This window comes from Acinetobacter sp. UBA6526, assembly GCF_002434875.1.
In the GTDB taxonomy this organism is placed as follows: Bacteria; Pseudomonadota; Gammaproteobacteria; order Pseudomonadales; family Moraxellaceae; genus Acinetobacter; species Acinetobacter venetianus.
Genome location: NZ_DJLC01000187.1, coordinates 1 through 14,524 on the forward strand (window position 1 = coordinate 1; position 14,524 = coordinate 14,524).

Sequence of the window (14,524 nt, forward strand, 5' to 3'; positions counted from 1 at the left end):
CTGATTTAGGATGTAGGCAGATGTTACTCACCGTTATTTATATTATTGCCATTACTGCGGAAGCGATGACAGGAGCGCTGTCAGCGGGTCGACGTAGTATGGATTGGTTTGGTGTGGTGCTGATTGCCTGCGTGACGGCTCTAGGTGGTGGCTCAGTCCGAGATGTGCTGTTGGGGCACTATCCGTTGACATGGGTGAAGCATCCTGAGTATTTGGTACTTACTTGTGCGGCTGCATTTGTAACGATCATTATTGCCAAGTGGATGCGCCATTTACGTAATATTTTCTTGGTACTGGATGCCTTGGGACTCATTGGTTTTACCATTATTGGTTGTCAAATTGCATTATCGATGGGACATGGCTTTGTAGTATCTGCGGTGGCTGGCGTATTAACAGGGGTGTCGGGTGGTATTCTGCGCGATATCTTGTGTAATGACGTGCCTTTAGTGTTCCGCCGTGAGCTTTATGCGAGTATTTCTTTCGTTGCAGTCATTTGCTATTGGGTTTGTTTAGAGCTTGGTCTGCCACATGATTTAACTGTAATTTTCACTTTAGTTTTTGGTTTTACCTTACGTTTGATCGCGATTTATTTTGGTCTGGAAATGCCGAAATTTATTTATCAAGAAGATGATGCCGAGTCCGCATCTTCGACGGATGAGCATTGATTAAGAATTACCTCAATTGAAGGTGATCAAATGTTAAAAAGAATTAATATAAGTACTTATCACTATCATTCGGTCGAAATAGATGGTTACGTACCCTTTGATATTCATTTCAATGAAAAATCTCCAGATTTGTATTGGAGAGGCGGTAATGGCCGTACGTCTTTAGTTGAAATCGGCCTTTTAAAGACTGGTGAATTATCAACAATTACGTTGGTTAGCTTTAGCTGTCATAAGCTGATTCAAACAGGAAAGAATTTGTTTTCTAGTGATTTAGCACAAGTATATTTACCAATTTTTGATGTGTCATATTGGTCAGATGATGCGGATGATTTTTCTAGTAGATTTAAGGATGCATTTGATACAGAGTTCCAATTATTCATGGGTAAAAATTATATTGAACTCGTATTTTTACCTTTAGAAAATACAATTGAATATGTGCGGGATTGTAATTTCAGTTTTGGTTTTAACGTTAATAATGAATTGACCTCCTTGCAAATCTTGAATATTGATGAAGTTAAAATGAAATTATTCAGAGAAAGTCTCCGATTTGATAGCTGAAAAGTTGGTTCATTACCTTATTCAATTACAAATTCTCCCAACAAGACACCATTTGACGTTTAAACAACAACAAGGGCTTGTCACAACGCTTTCATCCACATAGCATACAAAACATTGACGATAATAAATGATTTTGGATGACTCGCTGAAATGACCAGCCTTGCACATCATGCAACAGAAAACCGTTCCGTAGCTGAATTCACAGAACAAGCTTATTTGAACTATGCCATGTACGTGATTATGGATCGTGCATTGCCACATATTAGTGATGGTTTAAAACCCGTACAACGCCGTATTGTCTATGCGATGAGTGAGCTGGGCTTAAAATCGACAGGTAAGCCAAAAAAATCTGCACGTACCGTCGGTGACGTACTAGGTAAATATCATCCGCATGGTGATTCAGCTTGTTATGAAGCTATGGTGTTGATGGCACAACCATTTAGCTATCGTTATCCATTGGTTGAAGGTCAGGGCAACTGGGGTTCGCCTGATGATCCAAAATCATTTGCAGCAATGCGTTATACCGAAGCCAAACTTTCTGCTTATAGTGAATTATTGCTGAGTGAACTCGGGCAAGGTACAAGTGAGTGGCAAGATAACTTTGATGGTTCAATGAAAGAACCAATTACTTTACCTGCACGTATTCCAAATATTTTGTTGAATGGTACCACAGGTATTGCTGTCGGGATGGCAACTGATATTCCACCGCATAACCTACGTGAAGTGGTGAAAGGTACGATTGCGTTGATTCGTAATCCAGAAACGACAGATGAAAAGTTAGCAGAATATATTCCTGCTCCAGATTTACCGACTAAAGCAGAAATTATTACTCCACCTGACGAATTATTAAAAATTCAAACCACAGGTCGTGGTAGTTACCGTATGCGTGCGGTATACGCTGTGGATAAAAATGAAATAGTCATTACTGAACTGCCGTATCAAGTTTCAGGCTCTAAAGTGATTACCCAAATCGCAGACCAGATGATTGCCAAGAAATTGCCGCTGGTGAGTGATGTACGTGATGAATCCGATCATAAAAATCCAACCCGTTTGGTGATCGTACTGCGTTCTAATCGTGTCGATGCAGAAACGGTGATGAGTCATTTATTTGCAACCACAGATTTAGAATCGAGCTATCGCGTCAATCTAAATATGATTGGTGCTGATGGTCGTCCGCAAGTTAAATCGATTCGTCGTATTTTGTTGGAATGGATTGAGATTCGTAAGCAAACAGTGACACGTCGTTTGCAATACCATTTAAATAAAATCGAAAAACGCTTACATATCTTGGCAGGTCTTTTAATTGCTTACCTCGATATTGATACTGTGATTCGAATCATTCGTGAAGAAGATCAACCGAAACCAGTATTGATGCAACATTTTGGTATTGACGATATTCAAGCCGAAGCGATTTTAGAACTCAAACTTCGTCATTTGGCGAAACTTGAAGAGATGGAAATTCGCCGTGAGCAGGAAGAGTTAGAAGCTAAAGCGGCCATTATTCGTGAGCAATTGGCAAATCCAGAATCATTAAAAAATCTGATCATCAATGAATTAAAAGAAGATGCGAAGAAATTTAGTGATGATCGTCGTTCTCCAATTGTTGTACGTGCTGAGGCAGTACAAATTAAAGAGCAAGATCTATTGCCAGCAGAAACGGTCACAGTTGTGCTCTCAGAGGCAGGTTGGGTGCGTGCTGCGAAAGGTGGTGAAGTAGATGCAGCAAATTTAAATTATCGTGCAGGTGACCAATATCTCAGCCATGCGGTGGGTAAAACCAACCAACGAGTCTACTTCTTAGATGAGACAGGGCGTAGTTATGCTTTGCCAATCAGCAGCTTGCCTTCGGCTCGAGGACTTGGTGAACCGCTTAGTTCTAAATTAGCGCCAGCCAGCGGTGTGTCATTTATCCAAGTGTTAACAGGTGACAACAGCCATGACATTCTTGCAGCAAGCACCAAAGGTTATGGTTTTAAAACGCAAATTGCACAGCTTGATACTAATGCAAAAGCGGGTAAGGCTTTCTTAACAGTAACGGACAAAGCAACAGCTTTACCATTGTTGCCAATTCATCAAGCAACACATATTGCAATCCTGAGTTCATCAGGTCGTTTGCTCATTGTTGATTTAGCAGAGTTACCTGTACTGAATAAAGGTAAAGGTAATAAGTTGATACAACTTGATGAAAAAGAGCAAATTTTATCCATGACAACCCTGAATTTAGATGAAATAATCCAAGTCGCTGCAGGACAACAGCATCTAAAACTGAAAGGGGATGATCTCCAAAAATATATAGGAAAAAGAGCAACAAAGGGGCAACTTTTACCACGGGGATATCAAAAAGCAAATAGACTCTTCATTCAGAGATAAGGCTAGTATTCTGTGACATAAATACGTTATATATGAAATGTATTCATATTGTTTGAATAGATTGACAGGGCAATGCAAAAAGTTAAAAAAAATGTTTTGTCATGGAAAGTAACGTTGTTACATTTTTAAGGATTACCACTCGGAGATAATGGCATTATGGAAAAGATTTGGTTTGCTGAATACCAAAAGACAGGAATTCCAGAAACAGTTGCGCTGCCTGCTGAAAACACCTCACTTGTTGATATTTTTGAACGCAATTTCCAAAAATTTGGTTCACGTGATGCCTTTATCTTCATGGATAAAGTTTTAACGTACAATGAATTAGAAGTCGCTAGCCGTAAATTCGCGACATATTTACAAAGCCTTGGCTTGGCAAAAGGAACACGTGTTGCGGTGATGATGCCGAACGTTTTCCAGTATCCAGTGGTTGCTCTTGGCGTATTCCGTGCTGGTTTAGTACTTGTCAATGTAAACCCGCTTTATACAGCGCGTGAGCTTGAACATCAGTTAAATGACTCTGGTGCTGAAGCATTAGTGATCATTGAAAACTTTGCTAGCGTTTACCAAAGCATTATTGGTAAAACACCTGTGAAGCATGTTGTGGTTGCTTCTGTAGGTGACATGCTCGGTACATTGAAAGGAACAATTGTAAACTTTGTTTTACGCAAAGTACGCAAGCAAATCCCTGCTTGGAATATTCCAGGCCATGTGAAATTCAACACGGCTTTAAACAAAGCTAACCCTAGCAACTATAAACGCCCAAGCTTGACGTTAAGTGATACGGCTGTATTGCAATATACGGGTGGTACCACAGGTGTTTCTAAAGGTGCTGAGTTAACTCACCGTAACCTTGTATCGAACCTATTGCAATGTGATGGTATTTTCTCAAGCAAATTCGGTACAGGCGATGGTTCTAAAGATGATCGTATCGTGTGTGCATTACCGCTCTATCACATCTTTGCATTCATGGTGTGTGCACTTTATGGCATGTATAAGGGTCAAGCAAATATCTTAATTCCTAACCCACGTGATTTACCTGCTGTAGTTGGTGAATTACGTAAATACCAACCATCATTCTTCCCTGCTGTAAACACTTTGTTTAATGCTTTAGTGAACAACGAAGAGTTTAAACAACTTGATCACAGCAAATTGAAGATGGCTATGGGCGGTGGTATGGCTGTATTACCATCAACTGCTGAAGCATGGAAAAAAGTTACAGGTACAATCATTATTGAAGGTTATGGTTTATCTGAAACATCACCAGTTGCGACTGCGAACCCACCTGCAACAACTGAGTTCAGTGGCACAATTGGTATTCCATTGCCATTAACTGAAGTGGCTTTGCTGGATGATGATGGTAATGAAGTGGCACAAGGTGAACAAGGTGAGATTTCAATCCGTGGCCCTCAAGTTATGAAAGGTTATTGGAATCGTCCTGATGAAACTGAAAAGGTAATGACCAAAGATGGTTTCTTCCGTACAGGTGACGTCGGTGTTATGGATACACGTGGTTACTTCAAGATTGTAGACCGTAAGAAAGACATGATCTTAGTTTCTGGCTTCAACGTTTATCCAAGTGAAATTGAAGAAGTTATCGCGAAACATCCAAAAGTATTGGAAGTTGCTGCGATTGGCGTGCCAGATGAAAAATCAGGTGAAGTACCTAAATTATTCATCGTGAAGAAAGATCCATCTTTAACGACTGAAGAAATTCTTGCCTATGCGAAACAAAACTTAACAGGCTATAAATGCCCACGTTATGTAGAGTTTATGGAAGAATTACCAAAATCAAATGTTGGTAAAATCTTACGTAAAGACTTACGTAAACCAGCTTAAGAATCTTAGCTTTCTGCTTAAGCAGGGACGCTAAAAAAACGCCGCAATTGCGGCGTTTTTTTAATTTTATTTTGGGTTATTCGATTTCATGAGCCAACGGTCAATATAAGGACGACCAATCCCTACAATGCCGACAAAAACCAGCATAGTGGCCAATTGAAAGCGTAATCGAGTTGGATCAATTCCATTAAAACTAAAATAATTATCTACAATAGCATAGATGGCAATCACAGTTAACCAATGCCAAAGCGTCAAACGATAAATGCCAACTGCATAGAAAGCGATGGTGAGGATCACAAAAGTACCAAGTGTAGATTGCCAATTCAAATTTGCACAAATCACACTCAGCAAAAAGGCGACAATAGGCAAAACGACTTTGAGTACACGATCAACCAAAAGCTGATGTTGGCGTTGTTGTGCAAGCACATCAAACATTTCTTTATGATCTTGCTGTTGCATAGAATGACCTTAAAACAGTATGAAAAGACACAACTTTTGCACAAACTTGCTGTGTAAAAGAAACGCTTGTTGAACAAGCGCAAATGAAAGTTCAATAAATTGTAAGTTATGATAGCATGATCAGAAGAACTTCAAATGATGGATGTCAGCATGCAAGGTATTAGCGGCATTATTTTGATTATTATCGTCGCATGTTTGTTGCCGTATGTTTTTACCTTGATTGCAAAATCAAAAGGTGGTTTCCAAGCGCAAGACAATCAAAATCCTCGAGATTTTTTGGCTAAAACGACAGGTTTAGCAGCAAGAGCAAATGCTGTACAGCAAAATAGCTTTGAAAGCTTACCGCTATTTATTGCTGCAATTCTAATGGCAGAATATATGGTCATACCAGAGTGGTTTATTCTGACTCTAGGTTGGGCATATATCGTATTTCGAGTGATCTACGGGATTTGTTATTTAGCAAATCTAGCGACTTTGCGTTCCATTATTTGGTTTTTTTCGCTGCTTTGTCCAATTTTCCTATTTGTGATTACCATCAAAATGATATGAGACATGCCAGGGATAAAAAACTCTAGCTCTCAGTTTATCTAGCATCATTTTTACTGTATTCACGTTATAATCTGTCCGATTTACATCTGACTTCACAATATATACGAGTGTTGATATGAGTTATAGCAATATTCCTGCGGGTAAAGACGCACCAAACGACATCTATGTCATCATTGAAATCCCTGCAAACGCAGCGCCGATTAAATACGAAATCGACAAAGATTCAGATGCATTATTTGTAGACCGTTTCATGGGTACAGCAATGTTCTACCCAGCAAACTATGGTTATGTACCAAATACATTGTCTGAAGATGGTGACCCATTAGACGTGCTTGTTGTAACTCCACATCCTGTTGCTGCTGGCTCTGTAATCCGTTGCCGCCCAGTGGGTAAATTAAAAATGGAAGATGATGGTGGTATCGATGCGAAACTCATCGCAGTTCCACATGAGAAGTTATCTCCTCTCTATAAAGATGTGAAAGAATATACAGATCTTCCGCCTTTATTGATTAGCCAAGTTGAGCACTTCTTCGCACACTATAAAGATTTAGAGCCTGGTAAATGGGTAAAAATCAGCGGGTGGGAAAGTGCTGACGTTGCAAAAGCTGAAGTATTGAAAGCAATCGAAGCTGCTAAGAAGTAATTTTCTGAGTAGATTCAGCTAGATTTTATGATTTAAAGTCTAGCTGATAAAAAAACCTCCATTCAATTGAATGGAGGTTTTTTTATGACTTAAATAAAGCTGTGAATTAGAACAGTTTCACAGGAATATCAAGGAACAAACGCCATTCATTGGTTGAGCCAATGACATTGCTGACATATTGACCAGAAACATTATTATAGGTATCACTTGAACGTAAGTAAGAATAGCGAACACGTAGGCTTGCATCTTTCAATGTACCTGTTTGAACTGTATATTTGACTTGGTTAAAGAGCTCATGTTCTTCAGCTTGGTCAATGATTTTTGAGCGATCTGTTATTTTAGCGATATCAATATCCCAACCATAAACAAATGCAGTTGTCCAGTTTAGACCAGGTAAACCGTGATTTTTAAAGTTGTAGTTATATTGTAGCCCGACAGATTTTTCATCATTACCATTAAAGTCACCTAAATAGGAATTAGGGACATAGATACTTTGTAAACCATCAGCATTATAGCCATAGTCATATCCAGTATTACCTGTGTTATCTTGATAAGAAAGCATGACATTATGTACATCTTTGCCATAGCCCACTGAAACAGCCCAAATCGAGTTTTTACGGTTTGCTAGATCATCTGTGGTATGTGAATCAGTGAGTGCATCTTTATCCCATTTTGTATGATAACCCATGGTATCAAGTGTTAAGGTACTCTTGTCTTTTAAGCTTTGGGTAAAGTTTACATTAGCATAATGACGTTCTAACTTATCTTGAACATCTAAGCCATAATACGATGAGTTGAGTTGATCATTAAATTTATATTTAGCACCCCAAACTACTGCACGATCAAGCCCTTGACCTGTCACATCTTTATCGGTACTAATTTGGTTTGACATTTGGTTTTTTGTGAATTTACCTGCAACCACATTTAGATTTGGAATTTCATTACTTTCAATGAAAACACCTGTGTAATACTCAGGCACTAAACGGGCTTGATTACTTGCCATGACAGGAAGTGTTGACACCTGTGTACCATAAGTCACGGTTGTGTTGGAAATACGTGCTTTCACATTTGCACCACCACGAGCCCAATGATCATAAGCAAATCCACGATCATCTACAGGAATCATTTGATTACCCGTATTATTATTCGCACCAAGCTTGAAAGATGCATCACCTACTAGGCCAACACCAAAGCCAACAACACCCTTTGTAAAGCCTGATTGAAGATCAAAAATGGCAGTTTGCGCTGTTGAGCTTGTATCATTTGTTAAACCGTCTTTTTTATCACGATTTAAAAAGCCTGTGCGGAACAATACTGAACCATTTGCATCCTCAACAAAACCTTTTGCTTCGCTTTGTTCGCTTGCATATGTTGAGGAGATCAATGCGGCATTAATCAAAACCGCCAATGTAAGTTTCTTTGCCTTTGGCATAGGTAGCCTCATAATAAATAAAAACAATTTCGATCAAAATCGAAATTTTGACCAATTGTATAAGTTATACATAAAAAAGATAGATTTTTATTAAATTATTTTAATCATTTTTACACAAAATTCAGCTAACATTTTATGATTTAATTATCGTTTAAAATTAAATCATATTTAAATTAATATATTGATTTTTATTAATATATTGTTTTATTTTAATCATAAAATATATTGATTATTTTTTAGCTAAATGCATTAAAAATACGTGATTTGTTTCTATTTTTTCTCTTTTATTTTAATGATTTATTTTTTCTTCGATCAAAAGATATTCGACTGATTTGCAAAAAATTACATCCCGACGAATGACATTTTTCGCTGTACAAAAACGCACCATTATTTTCAGGCAGATTTAAGTTTGATCTGTGCACTTTTAGGGGGCGATTCACGCTATATCAACATATTTGATTGTTATTTAAGGAGAACAGCACTTTTTATTAAATTGAATTGCATTATTTTTGTGCATTTTTTAGGCGCAACAATGGCAGTGCTTCTTAATAGTTCAGAAAAATGAACCTTATTAAAGAAAAAATAATATTTCAGCACAGCCAAATGGCGTCGATAGCACTCTTATTGAACAGAAGCTAGATTTAGCAAGCATTTCTAAAAGTTGGCACAGCAATTGCTAATTACAAAATGATGCAACTTAAAACATAAATCAGTCGAATATCCATCATGGGGGAGATCAATATGATGAAATTTGCATGTAAAGCAATCGCGATGAGTATCATTGCTGTAACTTCATCTTTTGCTATGGCTGAAGAAACAACGACATTATCTCAGTATGGACTTAGCTTTTCAGGAAGTGCAGCCTTAACTACTGATTACCGTTTTCGTGGTATGACACAGACTGAAAGTGATCCAGCCGTTCAAGGTGGTTTTGCTTTATCTCATTCTTCTGGTTTATACGCTGGTGTATGGGCATCTAATGTACATTTTAGCGCAGAAGATCCGACTCATTTAGAGCTTGATCCATATATCGGTTATGCAACTGAATTACCATTTGCGGGTAAGCCAACTTTAGATGTTGGTCTATGGTATTATGGTTATCCAAGCTCATCTGATATTAACTGGCTTGAACTCTATGCAAAATTGGGATTCAGTGACCTAGTTACTTCTGGCGATAGTTTCTTGGCTGCGATTAACTATACAAATGATTGGGCTGGTTCAGATGAGGATGGTTGGTACTTGAATGCAACTTACAATATTCCTTTTGCTGATACTGGCTTTGGTGGTGTGGCAAGCGTTGGTTACACGAAAGTAGATATTGATGATGTTTTTGGTGAAGATGATCCAAGTGATGATTATGTTGACTGGAAAGTAGGCGTTACATATAGCGTTAAATCTGTCGAAGGTTTAACAGCAGAATTAGCGGCTATTGGAACGAATATTGATGCACAAACTCAACCATACAAACGCGGTGTAGAAACGGGTGCAGTATTTACACTGACAAAAACATTCTAATTATTTAGAAAACTGAAAAGCCAGCTGAAATGCTGGCTTTTTTGTGTGGTGCATAATTAAAAAAATATTAGTTTCATTTTCTTTATAACTATCTTGGAACGTCTTGATTGCAGGCGTGCATATTTCATTTTCTGCCTGAATATTTAGGGTCGTGAGTTTATGCGCTAAAAAGAGCAGGTTCGCCCTAGTTTGGTTGCATGTATAAAAACCGCATCATGATAAAAAAGAGGGGAATAGCTATTTAGTCTCTTTGTTTTATTCAAGTATTTGTTAAATATAAAATATTATTTATTTTTAATCTTTTTTTAATGTTGGCACAGCAATTGCTAATTACATATTGATGCAATTTTAAACAGAAATCTGTTGAATATCTAAATCTAGGGGGAGATCAATATGATGAAATTTGCAGTCAAGGCAGTGGCTTTAAGTGTTGCAACATTAACATCAACTTTAGCAATGGCTGAAGAGAGTAAGCTACCATTTCCGGGAACAGTTTCTGGAAATATCAGTGTGATATCGAGCTATAACTTGCGTGGTATTACCAACTCTCCAGAGAATAGCGGTGCAGCTGTACAAGGTGGACTGGATTATAGCCACAAGGGCTTTTATGCAGGTTATTGGTTTTCAACACTAGATTATTCTTATGCTTGTCTAAATCCTGACTGTAAAGATGTCGATGCGAGAGATTCTTTTGAAAGTGATTTTTATGCTGGCTATAAGGGCAATATCACCGAAGATCTAGGCTATCAAGTGGGTGGGACGATTTATTATTACTATCCGGGATGGGAATCTACAGGTTACGAAACCATTGTTGGTCTAAGTTATAAAGATTTTGGTGTGACGGCACAAACTTTATTAAACAACGTTACTTTTGGTAATAAAGGAGATACTTATTTCCTCGCGACTTATGCGCCTGCATTGCCTGCTGGTTTTACGGGTAAAGCACAACTGGGTGCCTATTATTATGGCGATGATGATGAGTTTACTGCAAAAACAGAGCATAGTTTTGCTTTCCGTCATGCGACATTAGGTTTATCTCATGCTCTAGGAGATACCGGTGCTAACTGGAGTCTTGATTATATTTTAGGTGGTTATGACCGTTCTGATATCAAACAAAAAAATAAAGTGGTTTTAGGATTAGCTTACGCTTTTTAATAATAACAATAATGAAAAGCGACCAATATGGTCGCTTTTTTTATGCCTGATGCCCTCGATAGGACAATGCTTCTGTTAAATGTGAGCTAGAAATCATCTCACTCTCAGATAAATCAGCAATGGTTCGTGCGACACGTAAAACACGATGATAAGCACGAGCTGAGAGATTTAGACGTTGTTGAGCCATCGCCATGATTTTTGCTGAGCTGTCATCAAGTAGTGCATATTGCTCTAATAAGTTTGGTGATAACGCTTGATTTAAACATTGCTGTCTTTGCAGTTGTTGTTGATAGGCTTTAATCACGCGTTTTCGCACAGTTTCAGAGTTTTCAGTTACTGCTCGATCTTGTAATTCAGTGGCTTGCAAAGGTGGAACATCAATATGTAAATCAATTCGATCCAGCAAAGGGCCTGAAATCCGATTTTGATAACGTTGAATACTTTCTGGAGAGCACTGACAGCGACTATCTTGGTTGAAAGCATAACCACAAGGGCAAGGATTCATTGCTGCAATGAACTGGAAATTTGCAGGAAAAGTCATTTGTCTTGCGGCTCGTGAAATCACAATTTCTTTGGACTCTAAAGGCTGACGTAACACTTCTAGCACTTTTCGATCAAACTCGGGTAACTCATCTAAAAATAAGACACCTAAATGTGCAAGGGTAATTTCACCCGGTTTTGGCTGTGACCCGCTGTCATTTACAGTAATAGATAAGAGTGGCATGATAAGAAAACAACAGGTTGCCACTCTAAAATTACATAAATAGATTAGAGTAATGACAGTAATAAGCAAGAGTGGCTTGCAAATTTACACAAATAGGCACGAGTGGCTGTAAGAGGCATTCTATGAAAAGAATCAGTGATGAATATTCCCCAGTTAGGAAATCTCAAACTGTATATGGGAGTATTTCAGTAAATTACGCTTTTAGAGGGGAAAAGACGATTTGGTGTGAATCTACTCTTGAGCGTGATTTTTTGATTAAGCAAGAGTTCAATAGCAATGTCATAGATATCGTAAGCCAGCCTATTACCATCCCATATATAACAGAGTTGGGTAATGAATCCACTTATACCCCTGATTTCCTCATACAGTTCTCCAGTGCAAATTGTGGTGATTTCGAGGAAATCCCCTGTCCACTGTTAATAGAAATAAAACCTAGAAAGAAACTTATAGATGATTGGGATAAATTAAAGCCAAAATTTAAGGCGGCTCATACTCTTGCTAAAGAAAAAGGTTGGAAATTCAAGATTATAAATGAATCAAGGTTATATGATCAGTATTGGGAAAATATTAATTTTTTGAAAAGATTTAGGCGTTCTCATGTGGATGTCTATGACGAACAAACTTTAATTGAGACTTTAGATAGTCTTGGTCAATCGACTATTAATCAATTACCTGCACATATTTTTAAGGATAAAACCAATATTCTTCGAGGTATTCATCAAGTATGGGCATTAGTCGCAAAACGAAAAATCATGTGTGATTTATATTGCCCCTTAACCGCAGAGACGGTGATTTGGGTAAATCAAGATGATGTGCTTACAAGGAGATTTTAAATGATTCAGACTGATACTGTAAGTATTGACCGAAGTCGGATCATACTCAAACCAAATGTAATCGTTAAGTATGAAGGGCAACCGTATAAGATTGCTAATGTTCTGAATGCCAACGATATCGTGATTTCTAGTTTAGATTCTGTACGTTGTTTACAAGTAAGCGCAGACTCGCTGCAAGTATTTGAAGCTGAAAATAACCAAACTAAAGATATAAATAAAGGTGATTGGGATATTACGCATGAAGCGTGGAAAATAGCTTTACATCGTTATGAAATCATCAAGCCATTAATTAAGTATTCAACAACTGAATTAGTCGAGCAACGAGCAAGTGAATATGACATTAACCGTTCCACCTTATGGAAATGGTTAAAAGATTTTAGAGAAAATAATTCTATCTTAGTGTTAGTTCCTAAAAAGAGAGGTTGGACGACCAAGAAGTCTAGGTTGTCTCCCCAAATTATGAAGATTATTAACCAAGGTATTCAAGAGGAATATCTCAATGCCAGAAAGCCTAGTATTGCAAAGACTATAGATTTTATTAAAGCAGAATGTTCTCGTCTTAAACTAGAAGCACCCCATGACAATTCAATTCGTAGAAAAATAGAAGCCTTAAATGATTATATGGTGATTAAGGCTCGTCATGGTTCTAAAGCAGCACAAGATAAATATGCATCTGCTGCTGGTGAGTTTCCTAATGCCGATTATCCCTTGGCATATGTACAGGTAGACCACACTCCACTAGATATTGAAATTGTTGATGATGAATTTAGAGAGGCGATTGGACGACCATTTCTAACATTGGCTATTGATGTGAACACTCGAATGGTAGTCGGTTATTACTTGTCCTTAGAAGCCCCCAGTGCAACATCTGTTGCCATGTGTATTGCTTCCAGTATTTTGTCAAAAAAACGGAAGCTTATTGAATTGGATATAGACGCTGATTGGCAAGTTGAAGGTCTTATGGATTCTGTACATACAGATAATGGTCCTGACTTTAGAACTAACCATATCAGTCGAGCTTGCTTGAAATATGGGATTCATTGGGAGTTTCGTCCGATTGGTGGGGCAAGGTTTGGTGGACATATCGAACGTTTAATTGGTGTGGTTAACCTTGAAATGCACATCTTGGATGGTACAACTTTCTCAAATATCCAAGAACGTGGAACCTATAATTCAGCAGGTCATGCCTGTATGACACTGAAAGAACTAGAATATTATATTGTTTATTGGATCACTAAAGTTTATCACCAAAAGAAACACTCCAAACTTGGTATGTCACCTTTACAGAAGTGGCAAGATGGTGTTTGGGGAACAAAAACTACTGTTGGAACGGGTTTAAAAGAGCGAGTTTCGGATGAAGACACATTATTTATTGATTTCCTTCCCGAATTTGAATCAACAATTCAACGTGTAGGTGTACAGAAAGACAATCTATTTTATTTTGCTGATTGTTTACGACAGTGGGTTAATTGTGTTGATCCCGAAGATGTAAATAAAAAGAGAAAAAAGAAATTTTTGTTTAAACGTGATCCAAGGGATATTTCTCTTATTTGGTTTTATGAACCTCTGTCCAATACATATTTTAAAGTACCTACTGCTAAACGAGAAATGCCACCAATAAGCTTATTTGAATACAAACAAGTGCAGAAATATCTTCGTGGTGAACAACATGATAATCAAAATCAGGATGAGATTTATCAGGCAATTCTTCATTTACGTGAGCAATTGAAACAATCTCGTAGTTTGACTAGGAAGCAACGGAGAACAAATCAACGTAAAAAGGAA

12 protein-coding genes and 1 pseudogene are annotated in these 14,524 nt (G+C 37.8%); 10 read left to right on the top strand and 3 right to left on the bottom strand.

What is annotated here, in order from left to right; genetic code table 11:
* Positions 1 to 20: 20 nt before the first annotated feature.
* From B4237_RS12700 to B4237_RS12715, 4 genes are all read left to right on the top strand, one after another.
* Positions 21 to 665: a trimeric intracellular cation channel family protein gene (locus B4237_RS12700; protein WP_004876296.1), complete on the top strand. Its 645-nt coding sequence runs from the start codon at positions 21 to 23 to the stop codon at positions 663 to 665.
* 30 nt (positions 666 to 695) lie between these two features.
* Positions 696 to 1,223, top strand: a complete 528-nt coding sequence (locus tag B4237_RS12705; protein WP_278595552.1) for a hypothetical protein — start codon at positions 696 to 698, stop codon at positions 1,221 to 1,223.
* Between the two features lie 150 nt (positions 1,224 to 1,373).
* A complete protein-coding gene (gene parC, locus B4237_RS12710) occupies positions 1,374 to 3,593 on the top strand; it encodes a DNA topoisomerase IV subunit A (RefSeq protein ID WP_278595551.1) in 2,220 nt (739 codons plus the stop codon).
* A gap of 156 nt (positions 3,594 to 3,749) precedes the next feature.
* Complete coding sequence (locus B4237_RS12715) at positions 3,750 to 5,429, top strand: AMP-binding protein (RefSeq protein ID WP_192413450.1); 1,680 nt, start codon at positions 3,750 to 3,752, stop codon at positions 5,427 to 5,429.
* 66 nt (positions 5,430 to 5,495) lie between these two features.
* On the opposite strand, the gene B4237_RS12720 is transcribed toward B4237_RS12715, so the two are convergent.
* Positions 5,496 to 5,888, bottom strand: a complete 393-nt coding sequence (locus tag B4237_RS12720) for a hypothetical protein (protein ID WP_278595550.1) — start codon at positions 5,886 to 5,888, stop codon at positions 5,496 to 5,498.
* Positions 5,889 to 6,038: 150 nt separating this feature from the next.
* Between B4237_RS12720 and B4237_RS12725 the strand changes: the two genes are divergently transcribed.
* Positions 6,039 to 6,437, top strand: a complete 399-nt coding sequence (locus tag B4237_RS12725; RefSeq protein ID WP_004876305.1) for an MAPEG family protein — start codon at positions 6,039 to 6,041, stop codon at positions 6,435 to 6,437.
* Positions 6,438 to 6,552: 115 nt separating this feature from the next.
* A complete protein-coding gene (gene ppa / locus B4237_RS12730; protein WP_278595549.1) occupies positions 6,553 to 7,080 on the top strand; it encodes an inorganic diphosphatase in 528 nt (175 codons plus the stop codon).
* 106 nt (positions 7,081 to 7,186) lie between these two features.
* Here the strand turns inward: ppa and B4237_RS12735 are convergent, their stop codons facing one another.
* A complete protein-coding gene (locus B4237_RS12735) occupies positions 7,187 to 8,512 on the bottom strand; it encodes an OprD family outer membrane porin (protein WP_278595548.1) in 1,326 nt (441 codons plus the stop codon).
* Between the two features lie 741 nt (positions 8,513 to 9,253).
* Between B4237_RS12735 and B4237_RS12740 the strand changes: the two genes are divergently transcribed.
* Positions 9,254 to 10,027: a TorF family putative porin gene (locus B4237_RS12740; protein WP_278595547.1), complete on the top strand. Its 774-nt coding sequence runs from the start codon at positions 9,254 to 9,256 to the stop codon at positions 10,025 to 10,027.
* A 393-nt stretch (positions 10,028 to 10,420) separates the two neighbouring features.
* Positions 10,421 to 11,182, top strand: coding sequence for a TorF family putative porin (locus tag B4237_RS12745; RefSeq protein WP_061517324.1), 762 nt, complete (start codon positions 10,421 to 10,423; stop codon positions 11,180 to 11,182).
* Positions 11,183 to 11,222: 40 nt separating this feature from the next.
* On the opposite strand, the pseudogene B4237_RS12750 reads toward B4237_RS12745, so the two are convergent.
* Positions 11,223 to 11,873, bottom strand: a pseudogene (locus tag B4237_RS12750) (ATP-binding protein); the annotation flags it as partial.
* A 155-nt stretch (positions 11,874 to 12,028) separates the two neighbouring features.
* On the opposite strand from B4237_RS12750, the gene B4237_RS12755 reads away from it, so the two are divergent.
* Together B4237_RS12755 and B4237_RS12760 are read left to right on the top strand one after the other, a co-directional pair.
* Complete coding sequence (locus tag B4237_RS12755; RefSeq protein ID WP_286943427.1) at positions 12,029 to 12,739, top strand: TnsA endonuclease N-terminal domain-containing protein; 711 nt, start codon at positions 12,029 to 12,031, stop codon at positions 12,737 to 12,739.
* The coding region (locus tag B4237_RS12760) for a Mu transposase C-terminal domain-containing protein (protein ID WP_286943429.1) at positions 12,740 to 14,524 on the top strand (1,785 nt) is incomplete at its 3' end.